Raw genomic sequence first — 17,807 nt, 5'->3', positions numbered from 1 at the left:
AATGCCTCATTCGACGATAGGAAGCGCGCGCACGCGATACGCGTGGCGCAGCGTGCGGTTCAGCACGGGGTCGTGCAATTCGAGTTCGAGCGCGTCGCCATCTGCCATGCCGGCAATGCCGCCCTGCACGGCGAGCGTGCCGCAGAACATGGCTGCGTCTGGCGCGAGCGGCGCGCGCGCCAGCAGGTCGGCCGCCGGCAGCAGCGAGGCGACGCTGCCTTGCTGATAGACGCGTCGCTCGCCATGTGGGACGGCGTAGGCGCGCAATTCCAGCTGATCCCAATGGCCGGCTACGTCATCGAAACGCCAGGCGTCGCGCGCTACCGGCTTTGGGCAAATCTGTTTCGACACCGTGACGCCGTACGCCTCGACTTCACGATCGGTGTGGTCCGAGCCGACCGTGACGAGCAGGCCCGTCGGCGCATTCACCAGCACGCATTCGGCTTCGCCGCTCGACTTCACGCCGATCACGTCCACCTGCCCGGCCTGCGTGAGCAGTTCCGAGCCAAGACGATAGAAGCAGGGCGTCGTCGACGGGCGCTTCACGCCCAGTTCGGCAAGCTCGGCAATGTGATGCTCGATCGCGGCCTGGTCGCGGCCGGCCCAACCGGCGATTGTCAAATGGTTCAGGTCGACGCGCTCGGCGTAACTGTTGCCTGACCGGTCCAGGACATTGAAGGACAACTGCTGCATCGCTCGACTCCGAAAAAAATATGCGTCAAATATTATTGTGATATTTCACACACGTCGAGCGTTTCAAAATTATTGCGGCTTCCGGGCGTTGCAGCGGTCGACGGTCATCATTCCGGTTCGGAGCGCAGTGCCCGGAGCGGGGTGCCGACTGCGTTACACTCGGCCTTTCTGGATTACTTTTTGTAAGGAAAAAATTCATGCACCACGGCATCGGCTTCATTCAGGATCTGGCGGTCGTGATGGCGCTCGCCGGCGTCGTCACCGTGCTGTTCCATCGCCTGAAGCAGCCGGTGGTGTTGGGCTATATCGCGGCGGGCGTGATCATCGGGCCTTACACGCCGCCGTTCCAGCTGATTCACGACGAGCAGACCATTCAGACGCTCGGCGAGCTGGGCGTCGTCTTCCTGATGTTTTCGCTCGGGCTGGAGTTCAGTCTGCGCAAGCTGTTCGAGGTCGGCGCGACGGCCATTGTCGCGGCGCTGTCCGAGATCGTGCTGATGCTGTGGCTGGGTTATGAGATTGGCAGCGCGTTCGGCTGGAGTTCGATGGACTCGCTGTTCCTCGGCGCGATTCTGGCGATCTCGTCGACGACGATCATCGTCAAGGCGCTCTCCGAACTGGGGCTTAAGCGTGAGCGCTTCGCGCAACTGGTGTTCGGAATTCTGATCGTCGAGGACATTCTCGCCATCGCCATGCTGGTATTGCTGTCCGGCATTGCGCAGACCGGGCAGTTGAGCGCGGGCGTCGCGATGGTCACGCTCGGCAAACTGCTGCTCTTCATGACGGTGTCGCTGGTGGTGGGCGTGCTGGTCGTGCCGCGCGCGCTCAATTACGTCGCGCGTGCGAAGAGCGACGAAATGCTTCTCGTGTCCGTGCTCGGTTTCTGCTTCGGCTTCTGTCTGCTGGTCGTGAAGCTCGACTACAGCACTGCGCTCGGCGCGTTTCTGATTGGCGCAATCATGGCGGAATCGCGTCACCTGCATCGGATCGAACATCTGATCGCGCCGCTGCGCGACGCGTTTTCCGCCATCTTCTTCGTGACCATCGGCTTGATGCTGAATCCGGCCGTGCTGGTGGATTACGCGTGGCCAATCGCGGTCATCACGGCGGCGGTGATCGTCGGCAAGATCGTCTCCTGCGGGCTCGGTACTTTCCTCGCGGGCAAGGACGGGCGCACGGCGGTGCGGGTCGGCATGACGGTTTCGCAGATCGGCGAGTTCTCGTTCATCATCGCGTCGCTCGGCCTCACGCTGAAAGTGACCAGCGCGTTTCTCTATCCGATTGCCGTGGCCGTCTCGGCGCTGACCACGCTCTTCACGCCGTATCTGATCCGCGCCGCCGATCCTCTGACGCAGCGCCTGAGCCGCGCGATGCCGCGCACGCTCGCCAATGTATTCGGAATGTACGGGCAATGGCTGCGCAGCCTGACCACGGGCAGCGACGAGCCGACACTTTTCAGCATGACGCGTCGGATCATTCTGCAAATCGCGGTCAATCTGGCGCTCGTGGCGGCGATCTTTCTGATCGTGTCGTACAGCGCGCCCTTTGCCAGCAACCTGCTCGCGCATTGGCTCGAATCGGAGCCGATGCGGCGCGTGGTGCTCTGGAGTCTTGCGCTGCTGGTGTCGCTGCCGTTTCTCGTCGCCGTCTATCGCAAAACCAAGTCGCTCGCATTGCTGCTCGCCGAAGTGGGCGTGGACCCGGCCACGGCGGGACGCTTCACGAGCGCGATCCGCTATGCGATTTCCGATCTCGTGCCGGTGGTGTCGATGGTCGGTGTCTTCCTGCTGGTCGCCGCGTTATCGGGCGGCATCTTGCCGCCAGCGGGGCTGCTCGCCGCCGTGCTGATCTGCGCGGCGCTGCTGCTCGCGCTGGCATGGCGCTGGTGCGTGAAGATTCATGCGGCCATGCAGATCGCGTTGCGTGAAACTTTCGACGAACAGCCCGATCCTTAAGTCAGATGGGCCTTTGGCCTGAGCCGCAACAATGTGAGCAATTGTGTGCGAGTTTGCGGGGGTCGGCTCGCTAGCGGATAATCAGGGCATATTCATTCGTTCGCGTGGAAGGCGCCTGTCTGACTGTCATGAGCGAAAACAAACCTGATAACGCCGGTACGCCCGGCTCCTCACCGTCGCCTACGGCGTCGCCAGCATCGCCCGGTACAAGTCCAGGTGCAACGTCTGGCGCAACGCCGGGCGCATCGCCGGGTGTATCACCTGGCATTGGCATGCCGCCCGAACCGGCGGCGTCGCTGCCCCTCTCGCACGAAGACGCGATCCAGTCGCCGATCAAAGACACAGTAACGCCCGCCGCCGAAGAAGCCGCCATCAGGTCGTCGACCGATGAGCTCGATAGCGCGTCGACCGTCACGCCCGAAGATCCGCACAGCGCCCGTCAACGCGACGCGGCCGAGGCGCGCAGTTCGGCGGCAGCGTCCACGGCGAAACAGGAAGCGGCTGTGCACGAGCGTGAAGCGCGGTATGCCACGCGGCATCCGGTGCGGCCTGCGGCGACGGTGTCCGGCAGCGAACGCAGTGCCGGTGACCTGGCGCACTCCGCCGAAGATGCCGAGGTGATCGAAGATGCAAAGGCATCCACCACGCGCCCGGTTGGCTCGCCGCCGCCGGGCTTCGGCGCGGCGCCCGACTTTACCGCCTCCAACCCGCCCCCGCCGAATGCGCTGCCGCCGTCGCCGCCTCGTTACCTGAAGCAGAACGACTCTGCCTGGACCGTGTTCGGCCGCATCGTGGCGGCGCGTGCACGGCAGATTTTCGACCGGGCGGGTCAACGGATCACGCAGCGCACGCTACGCATTGGCGTGTCGGCGCGGATCTTCCATCCGGAACCCGGCGCGAAAGGGCTGCGCGGTAAAACGCTGCAATATCTGGAAGAGTCGATCGCACATTGGGTGATGTCGCGCGATGTGCTCGTCTTCATGATTCCGACGGTGGGGCATCAAGGGATGCTGCATCCCAGCAACATCCGGTTGCGCGACTATGCGAAACATCTCGACGGCTTGCTGCTGCAAGGCGGCGCGGACGTCTCGCCGCAGTCGTATGCGGAGCAGGCGACCAGTCACGAGTGGCCGGGCGACCGCGTGCGCGATATGTACGAACTGGAGTTGCTGCACGAATTCATCGAGTCTGGCAAGCCGGTGCTCGGTGTGTGCCGCGGCTGCCAGCTGATCAACGTGGCGTTTGGCGGCACGCTTTATCAGGATATCGCCACCGATGTGCCTACTGCGGGCGCGCATGTCAACGAGAACTACGATCAGCATCGGCACGGCATACATTTTCCGGATGGCTCGACGCTCACCAACATGTTTCCTGGGCGGCGCGACGCGATCGTGAACTCGATTCACCATCAGGCCGTCAAGACATTGGGACGCGATCTCAATATCGAGGCGGTGTCGGCATCGGACGGCATTATCGAGGCCGTGCGCTATCGCCGGGCGCCGTTCGTCATGGGCGTGCAGTGGCACCCGGAGTTTCATCGCGCGGGCGGTCCCGAATTGCTGGACTGCACGCCGTTGCTCGATACGTTTCTGCGCGTCGCACGCGAAACGCGGTTCTGATTAGCGACGTACCAGGTTCCACGCTCATGCGTTGATCACGCTTGACGTGGAACTTCGGCCGATGGCAGCGGCGAGTGCCCGTCTCGCTCCGGCGCCAACGCCGCCGCTGCTATCTCCAATCTATAACGTATTGTCTCGGCCGGATTCAGTCAATTCCGATGTCGCTCGACTTGCGCGCCAGCGAGCTTGAATCGTCGCCCGTTGCGCTCTATCTCAAATCGTTTATTTCCAATTGATGAGCTGATCGAACTAAATTATTCGACGCTGTTTTATCTCGATTTAAAGTGCGTTTCCGCTCGGTCTGAATGCTTCGCTTAATGCGTGATCCGCGCGATAATCTGCGGCTGATCTGGTATTGCATGGAGCATGCACTATGAAGTACCCCTTAATAGTACGGCGTGCCATGCTGCTCGCGACTTCATGTGCGCTGTTGCAGCAGAGCGGTCTCGTGCTGTCGGCGCAGGCGCAAGACTTCCCGCCCACGGCCGGCACGCGGCCGTCGCTCAACACGTTGACGCCGCAGCCCGTGGCCGCGGCGCTGCGCGCTGCGGCGTCGGAGTCACCGGCTCAAGCGGGCAATGCAAGCAACGCCACGAATTCCGCCAACGCCGCGGATGCCGCCAACGCGCAAGGCAATGTTGCCGAACTGATGCAACTGATTCAAGACGGGCGATTGAGCGAATTGCGCACCACCTATAACGGCAGCTACGGTGCAAGTCTGTTTTTTTATCCGCAACAGATGGCGTACTACATCGCGCTCTTCCAGGATAAACATTTCTGGCGCGTCATCAGGTCCGAGGACGCGGCACGCGCTGAAGCGATTTATGCGGGCTTTGTCCAGCAAACGGTGCAACTGTCGGATGTCGAAATTCGTCGCACGCAATTGCAGGCTCAGAAGGCTTATATCGAAGAGGTGATCGCGCTGTCTGAAGATCGCGCGAGACGTCTGCAGGCCGATCTGAATGTGGCGCGTGCGCAGGAGGCAAAGGTGAGCGACTATCAACGGCAGACACAAAGCGAAGCGGTCGCGTTGCATGTCGAGAAAGACAGGGCGCAAGCACAGTTGCGTCAGGTCGAAAATCAGGTAATGCAGTTGCAAAGGCAAACGGAGTCCGGCTTGCCACCGCAGAAATAAGCGAGTGGGAGTGACAAGCGGCAACGTCCGGCCGGTCGAAAGACAGGCCGGACGTTTTTTGTTTCAGCGTTTTGTCGCTGCGGATCCGCTTATCTCGCGAACTGATCGGGGACTTCGGTCACGCGACGTTGAGACAGGCGAGTCGACCACTCGGTCGCACTGGTAACCGGTGCCGTGGCAGCGCCGGCGGGACGCGGCAGCGTTGCAATGTGGCCGACAGGCGTGGCAGCGGATAATGTCACTGCGTTGTATTCGGCGACGCCCAGCCTTGATGGCGCGAGCGGTGAGTAAGATCCCGCGATTGACGGATGGGGAGCTTCATGCGGCACGCGCGAAGCAGGTGTGCTGCGCGACAGCGTGTCTGCCGCTGCAGAATGACGGGGCGCAGGCTTGCCATTGAAGTTCGCGTGGTGCGCGCGCCGGGCATGCTGGTGAGTCTTCGTTGACGGCCGCGTGGCTGCGGGTCGAGCGCGCTGGATGTCATGCGAAGGTTCAGGCGAAGCCGCACTTGCGATGGTGACCGCCGCAGCCGCCGGAACTGGATCAGTCGCACGGCGAGACGGCGTTGCCATCTCGCGCGTTGCAGCCGACGCGCTTGCCACTTCTGCAACTTTCGCCATGCCCGATCCATTCGCCACGTTGGCTTGACGGTCTGCATGACGATGCGGCAAATGCCCGGCGGCGATCCATGCGAGCACGGCCGCACCGCTGAGTGCGCAAAAGCCGCCTGCAACGCCCGCCCACGCCGGTGACCCTCGCAATGTGCCACTGCCAGCCGCCGGCGAAGCGAGTCTTTCGGCGGACATCTCAGTCACGGGCATCGGCGCAGCGACAGGATGGGGCGATTCGAAGGCCACTGCTTCCCGTATGACGGTCTCCGGTGGTTCACCCGCGCTTGGCGGCAACCATCGGCACAGCGAGCGAATCGCCTGATCACTCAGACAGAACGTGCGCAACAGCGCTGCATACAGCGCCTTCAGTTCGACCCGAACGCTGTAAGCCGGCGGCAGCAGCGACCAGTCGTGGCCGAAAGGCGCCGGCAATTGGGCAAGCGGACGCAGACGCGGCAGCGCCAGCGAGCCTTGAATCAGAGTGAGGGGAATAGTGGACATCGGTTTGTTTCAGCGCCTCGTGATAAGCCGATGGGCGGCGCGTGGGTTCACGACCCAGGTCTCGCGCGAGAAACGCCTTGAGCGAACGCGGCATGTCCAGCCTGAAACACAGGACGACGCCCGGATCGGACACGCGCGGCAGGGCGTTGCATCAACGAAGCCATCGGAGTGCCGACGATGATGCTTGTGCGCGCTTAGGCTAGCGATCGGACGGTTCCGAATTTGGCACTCGATCCGCCTGAAACTACGTCAGGCAGCGGGAATACGTAGACGCCCGACGTCGATGCTAGCGATCGAGCCGGTACACATAGCGCAATGCGGTGATATCGACGCCGCCCATGTGGTCCGGTTCGGCGCCGACAAACTGCCAGCCTTGCCGCTCGTAAAAGCCAATGGCCGGCGTGTTGCCCTCGAGCACGTAGAGATACATCTGCGTTTCGCCCTGCTCGCGTGCCCAGTCCTGCGCGGCGCGCATGAGCAGCTTGCCGGCGCCGATACCCTGATAGCCCGGCAGCGCATGCAGGTTATCGAGCAACACGCCCCACGCGGATTCCGGCTGACGCTCGACACACATGAACCCGATCGGCTCGTCCGCCAGTTCCGCGATGACCACCATGCGGCGCTCTTGCCCCGGAGCGCGCAGGCGCGCTTCCCAATACGCAGCGCGTTCGCCGGCCACCTCGCCATCGAGAAACGAGTCGGGCAGCAGGCCGCGATACGTGGCCTGCCAACTGGCGCTATGAATGGAAGCGATGAGTGCGGCGTCCGCGAACGTTGCAGGGCGCAGCGACAGGGTGCGGGTGGTTTGCATCGGGATAGGGATCCACAGTAGTGCCTGAGCGCAAATTGACCCCGCGGGGTTCGAACGATTCCCGCTGTAATGAAACTGTATGCATTACGCAGTACCGCCTTGAGCGGTAACATTACGTGCACTGCCTTTGCCTGTTCTACAACGTTTACCCGGATATCTCGCCAACGCATTCAGCATGAAAATGCAGCGCCCCCGGCGCGTTGTTCCGCCCGCGGGATCCGCCGGGCCAGCGCAGTGGATCGTATCAACTGCCCGGTCGCTGCGGCTCGCGCGGCGACGGGCTTATCAGAGAATGTCATGTCAACAGCGACACACGCTACGTCTTCTTCGGAAGAATCCAAGGTCAAGACAGTCTTCCGCGTAGTGAGCGGTAACTTTCTTGAGATGTACGACTTCATGGTCTACGGCTATTACGCGTCGGCGATCGCCAAGACCTATTTCCCGGGTGGCAGCGAGTTCGCCTCGCTGATGCTGTCGCTTTCCGTGTTCGGCGCAGGTTTCCTGATGCGTCCGCTCGGCGCGATCGTGCTCGGCGCGTACATCGACCATCATGGCCGGCGCAAAGGCCTGATTCTCACGCTTGGCCTGATGGCGCTCGGCACACTGACAGTCGCCGCGATTCCGGGGTACGCGACGATCGGCGTGCTCGCACCGGTACTCGTTTTATTCGGACGCCTGCTGCAAGGTTTCTCTGCGGGGGTGGAGCTGGGTGGCGTGTCGGTCTATCTGTCCGAGATCGCCACGAAGGGCAACAAAGGTTTTTATTGCGCATGGCAGTCGGGTAGTCAGCAGGTGGCCGTGGTGTTCGCCGCGCTGATCGGTGTGGTGTTGAACAAGGCGCTGCCGGCCGACCAGATGGGTGCGTGGGGCTGGCGCGTGCCGTTTCTGATTGGCTGCCTGATCGTGCCGTTCCTGTTCCTGATCCGCCGTTCGCTGAAGGAAACCGAGGAGTTCAAGGCGCGCAAGCATCGCCCGGCCATGAGCGAAATCATGAAGACGATGGCCGCAAACTGGGGCATCGTGCTCGGCGGTATGGGCATGGTCATCATGACCACCGTGTCGTTCTACATGATCACCGCCTATACGCCGACCTTCGGCAAGGAAGTGCTCAAGCTCTCGTCGATCGATACGCTGGTCGTGACCGTGTGTATCGGCCTGTCGAACCTCGTCTGGCTGCCGCTCGCCGGTGCGCTGTCGGACCGGATCGGCCGCCGCCCGGTGTTGCTGGCGTTCACGATCCTGACCATCGTCACCGCGTATCCGGCGCTGCAGTGGCTGGTCGCCGAGCCGTCGTTCGCGCGTCTCCTGGTGGTCGAACTGTGGCTGTCGTTCCTGTATGGCTGCTACAACGGCGCGATGGTCGTGGCGCTTACCGAAGTCATGCCGGTCGAGGTGCGAACCGCCGGCTTCTCACTTGCCTATAGCCTCGCGACGACGATCGGCGGTTTTACCCCGGCGATCTCGACGCTGCTGATCCACAGCACTGGCAACAAGGCCGCGCCCGGCCTGTTCCTCGGTCTGGCGGCAATCTGCGGGCTGATCGCGACGCTGGTGCTGTACCGCACGCGGGAAGCGCGGGATCAGTACCGGACCGCGTGACGGCGCTTCGTTCAGGTCATTGAAAAGCCCCGCGTTCGTGAGAACGCGGGCGCGCGCGAGCGGGCTTTTTATTTCAACCGGACGACCGCGCTGCTGTCAGCCCCGCCCCTGACTCTTGCGTACTTCCTGCACGACGGTTTCGACCACGTCGTTCCACCCGCCGGGCTGGCGCTGCCGCACGAGCGTTGCGCCCGGATACCACGGGCTGCGTGCGTCGACGGTGAACCAGCGCCAGTCCGCCGCGAACGGCAGCATCAGCCATAGCGGCTTGCGCAGCGCGCCGGCCAGGTGCGCAATGGACGTATCGATCGACACCACCGCGTCGAGCCGTTCGATGATCGCGGCCGTGTCCGCGAAATCGCCGATCCTGCTGTCGAATCGATGAATCGACGCCGCGCGCGGATGGGCGTCGAGCGCCGCGCGTTCGTCAGCGCTTAAGGCAGGTTGCAGCACGATCCAGTCGATGCCTTCGATTGCGAACAACGGGTCGAGCGCGGCGAGCGGCATCGAGCGTGTTTCGTTCTGCTGGATGCGGCCCGACCACGCAACACCGATCTTGCGTTTCGCCTGACCGCCGAGCGAGCCGCGCCATTTCCGGCCGTAGGCTGGCGGTACGCTCAGATAAGGGGTACGCGCGGGAATCGTGTCGACAGACGTGCCAAGCACGAGCGGCAGGCTCACCAGTGGACAGTGCAGATCGGCGGCAGGGCGCGGCGCGCCTTGTGCGATCAGCGTCACGCGCCAGCTTTGGGCGGCCGGCGCGAGCAGCGGCAGCAATTGCGGTTGCACTTCGAGCACGACACGCGCAGCGCGTTGTGCGGCGATCGGCACGAAACGCACGAATTGCAATGTATCGCCGAAACCCTGTTCGGCATGGACCAGCAGCGTGCGCTGTTCGATCGGCTCGCCATGCCAGCGCGGCAATGTCTGAATCACGGGCTGCGCGATGGTTTGCAGCCGCCACTCATACTCCGGCAGGCCGCGGGCGAAGTCGCGCAGCGCGAGCCATGTGAGCGCGCGGTTCATGTGCGCGGAGGCGAGATCGGGGCGCAGACGCAACGCCTGATCGAACGCGCGAATGGCGGCGGTATGCGCGCCGAGCGCCTGGTGCGCATTGCCGAGGCTCAGCCACGCCAGCGCGAACTGCGGGTCGAGCCCAACCGCGCGTTCAAGATACGGCAGCGCCTGCGCATGACGTCCTGATGCGGCAAGCGCGTTACCCAGTCCGAAAATGGCCGGCGGCAGATTCGGCTGCAAGGCGAGCGCCGCCTGGAACGACGCGACCGCTTCCGCGTGGCGGCCGGTGGCGTCGAACGTGTTGCCGAGATTGAAGTGCGCGGCGACAAAGCGCGGCTGCGCGGCGAGCGCCGCCTGAAAGCATGCAATGGCCTCGTCCGGGCGATCGAGCGCATTCAGCGACATGCCCATGTTGTTCAACGCGCCCGCATGACCCGGCCGCAATTCGAGCGCGCGCCGGAACGACGCGATGGCCTCCGCGTGCCGCCCGAGCGCATGACGCGCGTTACCGAGATTGTTGTGCGACGACGCGTCGTTCGGTTGCAGACGCACCGATCGCTCGAAGGCGTCGGCGGCGTCTTCGTGGCGGCCGAGCGCGGCATACGCATTGCCGAGGTTGTAGTGCGCCATCGGAAACGACGGCGCGATCGTCAACGCGTTGCGGAACTGTTCGATCGCGTCGTCGATCTTGCCGAGCGCTCTCAATGCGTTGCCGAGGTTCAGTTGCAGCGCGGCATCTTCCGGGCGCAGCTTGACCGCGCGCCGCACGAGGTCGGCGGCTTCGGCATGCTGGCCCTGCTGGTGGCGCAAGACGCCCAGCAGGTGCAGCGCGTCGACGTGCACGGGGTTGCCGTCGAGCGTCGCGCGGTAGCCGCGTTCGGCGTCGTCGAGGCGGCCGTCACGATGCGCCGCGAACGCGCGGTCAAATACGGGTTGCATGACGGGAAGTGACATTCGGGGTATGACGGAGGCCGCATTTTCCCACACTCACCTTACGTCGCTGCGAATTGACCGGTCGCCTGAACATCTATAACATGTGAATACTTGTTCATATGTTATAGATGTTGTGTTCGGCCATGCCTTCATCCGTCACATTCGACTCCGCTGACTCTCGCTCGCAGGACACAATCGTGCTGCTGGCCGATGTGTTCCGCCTGCTTGGCGATCCCACGCGCCTGCGGATCGTGCTGACCTGTCTGGATGAACGTCGCGCGGTCGGTGCGATTGCGCAAACGCTCGCACTGTCGCCTTCGCTGGTGAGTCATCATCTGCGGCTGTTGCGCGCGGCGCGCATCGTGCGTGCGGAACGGCAGGGCAAGCAGGTGTTCTATCTTGCCGCCGACCGTCATATCAGCGCGATGCTTGCCGGGATGCTCGAACATGTGGCCGAACCGGCAGGTGAATTTCCTTTGGATCCGTCATGAACTCATACTTTGACCCGAAGCGGGCCGCCGAAGGACCCGAGGACGATCGCAAGCCCGCGTCCGCCGCAAGCGCCGGCGCAGCGCACGATCATGCCGCCAATGCGCTGGGCGGCCAGGGGCACGGCCACGCCGCTCACGGCGGCTATGACCACAGCCATACAGACCACGGCCACGCAGACCACGCTCACGCAGACCACGGCCACACAGCCCGCACCCACGACGATCCTACACACAGCCACGCCGGCCACTCCCACGCCGGCCACTCCCACGCCGGCCACGCTCACCACCACGCGCCTGTCGCCGGCCACGGCCGCGCGTTCGCGCTCGCCGTCGCGCTCAACATCGCGATCGTCGTCATTCAGGCCATTTACGGCGTCATCGCGCATTCCACGGCGCTTCTTGCCGACGCCGGCCACAATCTGTCCGACGTCCTCGGTCTGCTGCTCGCGTGGGGCGCGACGTGGCTGGCCACGCGTCGTCCGTCCGCGCGCTACACGTTCGGCTACGGCAGTTCGTCGATTCTCGCGTCGCTCGTGAATGCGGGTTTGCTGTTGTTCGCCTGCGGCGTGATCGTGACCGAAGCGATCGGGCGGCTGATGAACCCGGCGCCGGTCGCGGGTCTCGCGGTGTTCGTCGTGGCCACCGTCGGCGTGGTCGTCAACGGATTCTCCGCGTGGCTTTTCATGCGCGGCCAGAAGGAAGATCTGAATATTCGCGGCGCGTTTCTGCACATGGCGGCGGATGCCGGTATTTCGGCCGCTGTCGCGATCAGCGGCCTCGTGATCCTCTACACCAACTGGACGTGGCTCGACCCGGTGATGAGTCTGGTGGTCGTTGCGGTCGTCGTGTATGGCACGTGGGGCCTGCTGCGCGACTCGGTGCGGCTCGCGCTCGATGCCGTGCCGCCCGGCGTCGATCTGAAAACGATCCATGCCTATCTCTCGGGCCAGCCCGGCGTCGTCAACGTGCATGATCTGCACGTGTGGGCGCTCTCCACCACGGGCAATGCGATGAGCGCCCATCTCGTGATGCCCGCCGGCCATCCGGGCGACGAAGCGCTCGATCTGATTGTCGTCACGCTGCGCGAGCGCTATTCGATGCAGCACGCAACGCTGCAAGTCGACCTCGGCACGACGCGGCATCGCTGCGCAATGGAAACGTTGCACACGCACTGAGTCGTGACATCGAGCGCGGACAAAGAATGCCCCGAGCGAGTCACTCGGGCGAATCGTCACGGCGAGTCGCCACAGCAAATCACGACAGCAAATCACGACAGCGAGTCACGACGGCGAGCCGCGCGTTAGCAGCCGTGCCGGCAACACGGCGCCAAAGCCGCGTGCAACCCCGCACACCGCCGTGAATGATGCAGCGCACCGTGCCCCGGGCGACCGGCGGCGTACACTAGAGCGCATTGCTGTCTCCGGAGTTTCGCATGGACGCTGCCGCATATGACGCGTCGTCGGTGCTGATCGTCGGGGCGGGCCCAACGGGGCTTGCCGCCGCAATGAGTCTGGCGCGCGCACGCATTCCCGTGCGTCTGATCGACAAGGCGATGCAGCCCGCCCCGTATTCGCGGGCCATCGGCATTCAGGCGCGGACGCTCGAACTGCTCGAACAACACCGGCTGGTCGAACCATTTCTCGAGCTGGGTCATCGCGCGCGCATCGCGAATCTGGTTTCCAACGGCATGCGTCTCGCGCAGCTCGATTTCGATCCGCTGCATACGCGCTATCCGTACCTGCTGTTCCTCGACCAATCCATCACTGAACGCCTGCTGACCGAGCATCTCGCGACGCTGGGCGTGACGGTCGAGCGCGGCGTCGAACTGACGTCGTTCTCGCAGGGCGCGGCCAGTGTTCAGGCGACGCTCAGGCGCGCGGACGGCCATACCGAATCCGCCCGGCCGTCGTACATGATCGCAGCCGACGGCGCGCATAGCATGATCCGTCATCGCCTCGGCATGAGCTTCGCGGGCCGCACGTTCGAGCAGACTTTCCTGCTGGCCGACCTGCATGCGGAAACCGACTGGCCCGACGACGAGTTCCACATATTCGCGTCGGGCGAAGGTCTTGTCGCACTGTTTCCGTTGGGTCACGGGCGGCATCGGCTGATTGCGGATCAAGCGGTCGAGTCCGCTGCCGCGCCCGCCACGCTGACGCCCGCCGTGCTCGGCGAACCGCCGCTGAACCAGGTGCCGCCGCCGTCGCTCGATCAATGCAGGACGCTGATCGGGCGCCGCGTGCACGAACGCGTCGACGTATCGGACCTCGCGTGGTCGTCGTACTTTCATGTGAATAGCCGGATGGTGGAGCGCTTGCGCGTCGGCCGCATTTTCTTTGCCGGCGATGCGGCGCACGTGCATAGTCCTGCCGGCGCGCAAGGTATGAACACCGGCATCCAGGAAGCATTCAACCTCGGCTGGAAACTGGCGCGCGTGATCAACGGCGCGGCGCCGGACAGGTTGCTCGATACCTATCATCTGGAGCGTCATCCGATCGAGCGGGAGGTGCTGCGGCAAACCGGGTTCATGACACAGATGGCCGAAGCCGACCACGGTCCGCTCAAGCTGCTGCGCGAACGTGTGATGCCCGTACTTGCCGCGCTCGGTCCGCTGCGCGATGCCGCGCGCCTGACGATCAGCGAGTTGTCGGTCCAGTACCGGCGCAGTCCGCTTACGCTCGAACGTGTGCTCGACGGCGGCCCGCGTGCCGGCGAGCGCGCGCCCGACGCGCTGGTGCACGTGGTGGACGGTCCGCTTGGCCGCGCGCCGGGCGTCGGCTGCATTTTCGATCTGCATGATCCGGCGTTCTTCTCGCTATTTCTGCTCGTCCCGCCGCTTCCCGTCGACGGCACGCCGCTCGACCCCGCGGCCACACACCGCGTGGCACCCGAGACGGAGCTGGACCGCCTGACTGGCGAGGTCGAGCGCCTGCTGCCGGGCGCGGTGCGCATCTGGCGCATCACCGACACGACGGGCGAGGGCGGCCCGTCGCTCGCGGAGTCGTATGGACGCACCCGGCCCTCGTTCTATCTCGTGCGGCCGGACGGCTACATCAGCGCGCGGGGACGCACCGGCTCCGATCTGCATGGTCTGCTGCGGCACTGTGAAGCGTGGTTCGCGGTGGGCGGCGAGATACGGGAGCAGGCGGCACTGTGACATGTGCGCAGCGTGCGGCAGTGCGCTGCAGTTTGCCGCCGCTTGCGTAAGCGCGTCGCACTCAAACGGCAGTCGGCGCGGCCGGCGTCAACAGTTCACGGTGCCTGACGAGCGCTTGCCTGACGAAGTCGGACATGGCGGCGCCGTCCGAATCCGTCTGGTCGAGCGAGGCCAGCAGCGCGCGCCGCATGCGCGGTTCCCAGAAACGTTTGATATGGTCGGCGACGCCCGCGAGCGCCTCCTCGCGATCCGGCATCGAATCGAAGAATTCGCCGATCCGGTTCGCCATGTCGATCAGATTGTGGGAGTCCATCGCTCGCCTCACTTGCCCGACGTCGCATTGGCCAGCTCGCGCTGCTTCAGCAGGTCGAGTTGCTCGGTGTTGAATCGGGAGTAGTCACGCTGCCATTGGGACGGTTGCTCGACCGGCAGCACCTGAACGGCAGTGACCTTGTATTCCGGACAGTTGGTCGCCCAGTCCGAGCTGTCGGTGGTGATCACGTTCGCGCCGGATTCGGGGAAATGGAACGTCGTGTACACGACGCCCGGCTGCATCCGCTCGGTGACCTTCGCGCGCAGCACGGTGTGCCCCGCGCGCGATTCGATGCCGACCCAGTCGTCGCTGTGGATGCCGCGTTCCTGCGCGTCGTATGGATGGATTTCCAGCCGGTCTTCGTCGTGCCAGCGCGAGTTCTCGGTGCGGCGGGTTTGCGCGCCCACGTTGTACTGCGACAGGATGCGGCCCGTGGTGAGCAGCAGCGGAAACCTGCGCGTGACCTTTTCCGGCGACGCGACGAACTTCGTGATCACGAACCTGCCCTTGCCGCGCGCGAACGTGCCGACATGCATGGTCGGCGTGCCTTGCGGCGCGTGCTCGTTGCACGGCCACTGGATGCTGCCGAGCTCATCGAGCTTTGCGTACGACACGCCGTTAAAACTCGGCGTGAGTCGCGCGATCTCGTCCATGATCTGCGACGGATGTGCGTAGTCCATCTGATACCCCAACGCCCGCGCGAGCATCACGGTCACCTCCCAGTCGGCGTAACCGGGCACGGGCGGCATGACCTTGCGCACTCGGGAGATGCGCCGTTCGGCATTAGTGAAGGTGCCGTCCTTTTCGAGGAAAGACGAACCCGGCAGCAGCACGTGCGCATACTTCGCGGTCTCGTTCAGGAAAATGTCCTGCACGACAATGCATTCCATCGACGACAACGCCGCCGACACGTGATGCGTATTCGGGTCCGACTGCACGATGTCTTCGCCCTGGCAGTACAAACCTTTGAAGGTGCCGTGCAGCGCCGCGTCGAACATGTTGGGAATGCGCAAGCCCGGCTCGGGTTGCAGTGTCACGTTCCACGCCTGCTCGAACAGCGTGCGCGTGACCGTGTCGCTGATATGGCGATAGCCCGGCAGTTCGTGCGGGAACGAGCCCATGTCGCACGAGCCTTGCACGTTGTTCTGACCGCGCAGCGGATTGACCCCCACACCCTCGCGGCCGACGTTGCCCGTCGCCATCGCGAGGTTCGCAATGCCCATCACCGCCGTCGAGCCTTGCGCGTGTTCGGTGACGCCGAGCCCGTAGTAGATCGCGGCGTTGCCGCCGGTCGCATAGATGCGCGCGGCTTCGCGCAGGCTTTGCGCCGGGACGCCGGTCAGCGCCTGGGTTGCCTCCGGCGCATTCTCCGGCAGCGCGACGAAATCGCGCCACTGCCCGAACGCGCGGTCTTCGCAGCGCTCGGCAATGAATGCATCGTTCAGCAGGCCTTCGGTGACGATCACGTGAGCCAGCGCGTTGATCACAGCCACGTTCGTGCCGGGCCGCAATTGAAGGTGATGCGACGCTTTCACGTGCGGCGTGTCGACGATGTCGATGCGCCGCGGGTCCACCACGATCAGCTTCGCGCCTTCCCGGACCCGGCGTTTCAGCCGTGAGCCGAACACCGGGTGACCGTCGGTCGGATTGGCGCCGATCACCATGATCACATCGGCTTTGTCGACCGAGGCAAAGGTCTGCGTGCCCGCCGATTCGCCGAGCGTGGCCTTCAGGCCATAGCCGGTCGGCGAGTGGCATACGCGTGCGCAGGTATCGACGTTGTTGTTGCCGAACGCGGCGCGCACGAGCTTCTGCACGAGATAGGTCTCCTCGTTCGTGCAGCGCGACGACGTGATGCCGCCGATCGAATCACGCCCGTGTTTCGCCTGGATACGGCGGAATTCCGAGGCCGCGTAACTGAGCGCTTCTTCCCAGCTCACTTCGCGCCACGGATCGGTGATCTTCGCGCGGATCATCGGCTTCGTGATGCGGTCCTTGTGCGTCGCGTAGCCCCACGCGAAGCGACCCTTCACGCACGCGTGCCCTTCGTTCGCCTCGCCGTTCCTGTGCGGCACCATCCGCACGACCTGGCTGCCCTTCATCTCCGCCTTGAACGAGCAGCCGACCCCGCAGTACGCACACGTCGTCACGACCGAATGTTCGGCCTGGCCGAGCAGGACGACGGTCTTTTCCTGCAACGTCGCGGTCGGGCACGCGGCCACGCATGCGCCGCACGACACGCATTCCGATTCCATGAACGGCTGGTTCTCGCTTGCCGCCACGCGCGATTCGAAACCGCGCCCGGCAATCGTCAGCGCGAACGTGCCCTGGGTTTCTTCGCACGCTCGCACGCAGCGATTGCAGACGATGCACTTCGACGGGTCGTAGGTGAAATAGGGATTGGACTCGTCCTTTCTGTCCTTCAGATGGTTGGCGCCTTCGAATCCATAGCGCACTTCGCGCAGGCCCGTGACGCCCGCCATGTCCTGCAACTCGCAGTCGCCGTTCGCGAGGCACGTGAGGCAATCGAGCGGGTGATCGGAGATGTACAGCTCCATCACGTTACGGCGCAGCGACTGCAGACGATCGGTCTGCGTGCGCACTTTCATACCGGCTTCGACGGGCGTCGTGCACGACGCCGGATAGCCGCGTTTGCCCTCGATTTCGACGAGGCACAGACGGCACGAGCCGAACGGTTCGAGCGAATCGGTCGCGCAGAGCTTCGGCACGTTCACGCCGGCTTCGATCGCGGCGCGCATCACGGACGTGCCGGCCGCGACGGTCACGGGCTGGCCGTCGATCTCCAGCGTGATGTCGGTATCGGCGTGGCGCTGCGGCGTGCCATAGTCGGTATCGTCGAAGAACGAGGGCTTGCTGCGCTGCTGCGCCTGCGCCTGAGATTTGCACGCGCATTGACCTGAACCGCAGCCGCCGGCAGGCGTGTGGATGGTGTCGGACATGGTGGGCTCCGT

At 64.2% G+C, this 17,807-nt stretch carries 13 protein-coding genes; 7 read left to right on the top strand and 6 right to left on the bottom strand.

From position 1 onward, the window contains the following. Nucleotides 1-6: 6 nt before the first annotated feature. On the bottom strand, nt 7-693 hold the full coding sequence (locus tag AAGS40_RS11010; protein WP_345811285.1) for a DUF2848 domain-containing protein: 687 nt from the start codon (nt 691-693) through the stop codon (nt 7-9). Between the two features lie 197 nt (nt 694-890). Here AAGS40_RS11010 and AAGS40_RS11005 point away from each other — a divergent pair, with 197 nt between their 5' ends. The 3 genes from AAGS40_RS11005 to AAGS40_RS10995 all read left to right on the top strand — a co-directional run bounded on the left by AAGS40_RS11005 (nt 891) and on the right by AAGS40_RS10995 (nt 5,402). Continuing rightward, nucleotides 891-2,648 carry a cation:proton antiporter gene (locus AAGS40_RS11005; RefSeq protein WP_345811284.1) on the top strand — a complete coding sequence of 586 codons (1,758 nt, stop codon included), beginning with the start codon at nt 891-893 and terminating at the stop codon, nt 2,646-2,648. Nucleotides 2,649-2,776: 128 nt separating this feature from the next. Beyond that, the gene (locus AAGS40_RS11000; protein WP_345811283.1) at nt 2,777-4,267 is read left to right on the top strand and encodes a gamma-glutamyl-gamma-aminobutyrate hydrolase family protein; all 1,491 of its coding nucleotides are present in this window, start codon (nt 2,777-2,779) and stop codon (nt 4,265-4,267) included. Nucleotides 4,268-4,640: 373 nt separating this feature from the next. Beyond that, nucleotides 4,641-5,402 carry a DUF2968 domain-containing protein gene (locus tag AAGS40_RS10995; protein WP_345811282.1) on the top strand — a complete coding sequence of 254 codons (762 nt, stop codon included), beginning with the start codon at nt 4,641-4,643 and terminating at the stop codon, nt 5,400-5,402. An 89-nt stretch (nt 5,403-5,491) separates the two neighbouring features. On the opposite strand, the gene AAGS40_RS10990 is transcribed toward AAGS40_RS10995, so the two are convergent. Next, nucleotides 5,492-6,514 (bottom strand): hypothetical protein, encoded by a 1,023-nt coding sequence (locus AAGS40_RS10990; protein ID WP_345811281.1) that lies wholly within the window; start codon nt 6,512-6,514, stop codon nt 5,492-5,494. 286 nt (nt 6,515-6,800) lie between these two features. Further along, entirely contained in the window at nt 6,801-7,325 is a 525-nt protein-coding gene (locus tag AAGS40_RS10985; RefSeq protein ID WP_345811280.1) for a GNAT family N-acetyltransferase, read from the bottom strand. Nucleotides 7,326-7,622: 297 nt separating this feature from the next. On the opposite strand from AAGS40_RS10985, the gene AAGS40_RS10980 reads away from it, so the two are divergent. Next, nucleotides 7,623-8,924, top strand: coding sequence for an MFS transporter (locus tag AAGS40_RS10980; protein ID WP_345811279.1), 1,302 nt, complete (start codon nt 7,623-7,625; stop codon nt 8,922-8,924). A gap of 96 nt (nt 8,925-9,020) precedes the next feature. Here the strand turns inward: AAGS40_RS10980 and AAGS40_RS10975 are convergent, their stop codons facing one another. Then, nucleotides 9,021-10,880: a tetratricopeptide repeat protein gene (locus AAGS40_RS10975; protein WP_345811278.1), complete on the bottom strand. Its 1,860-nt coding sequence runs from the start codon at nt 10,878-10,880 to the stop codon at nt 9,021-9,023. Nucleotides 10,881-11,017: 137 nt separating this feature from the next. Here AAGS40_RS10975 and AAGS40_RS10970 point away from each other — a divergent pair, with 137 nt between their 5' ends. The 3 genes from AAGS40_RS10970 (at nt 11,018) to AAGS40_RS10960 (ending at nt 14,522) form a co-directional block, all read left to right on the top strand. Continuing rightward, the gene (locus AAGS40_RS10970; protein WP_345811276.1) at nt 11,018-11,365 is read left to right on the top strand and encodes a metalloregulator ArsR/SmtB family transcription factor; all 348 of its coding nucleotides are present in this window, start codon (nt 11,018-11,020) and stop codon (nt 11,363-11,365) included. Further along, nucleotides 11,362-12,540, top strand: coding sequence for a cation diffusion facilitator family transporter (locus AAGS40_RS10965; protein ID WP_345811275.1), 1,179 nt, complete (start codon nt 11,362-11,364; stop codon nt 12,538-12,540). Before AAGS40_RS10970 ends, AAGS40_RS10965 begins: the two co-directional genes overlap by 4 nt. Nucleotides 12,541-12,797: 257 nt before the next feature. After that, a complete protein-coding gene (locus AAGS40_RS10960; RefSeq protein ID WP_345811274.1) occupies nt 12,798-14,522 on the top strand; it encodes an FAD-dependent monooxygenase in 1,725 nt (574 codons plus the stop codon). Nucleotides 14,523-14,583: 61 nt separating this feature from the next. Here the strand turns inward: AAGS40_RS10960 and AAGS40_RS10955 are convergent, their stop codons facing one another. Continuing rightward, nucleotides 14,584-14,835: a formate dehydrogenase subunit delta gene (locus AAGS40_RS10955; RefSeq protein WP_345811273.1), complete on the bottom strand. Its 252-nt coding sequence runs from the start codon at nt 14,833-14,835 to the stop codon at nt 14,584-14,586. Between the two features lie 8 nt (nt 14,836-14,843). Then, nucleotides 14,844-17,795, bottom strand: coding sequence for a formate dehydrogenase subunit alpha (gene fdhF, locus AAGS40_RS10950; RefSeq protein WP_345811272.1), 2,952 nt, complete (start codon nt 17,793-17,795; stop codon nt 14,844-14,846). Nucleotides 17,796-17,807 lie beyond the last annotated feature (12 nt).

Source organism: Paraburkholderia sp. PREW-6R (assembly GCF_039621805.1).
Taxonomy (GTDB): Bacteria; Pseudomonadota; Gammaproteobacteria; order Burkholderiales; family Burkholderiaceae; genus Paraburkholderia.
This window is presented reverse-complemented; position numbering and strand designations above follow the sequence as displayed.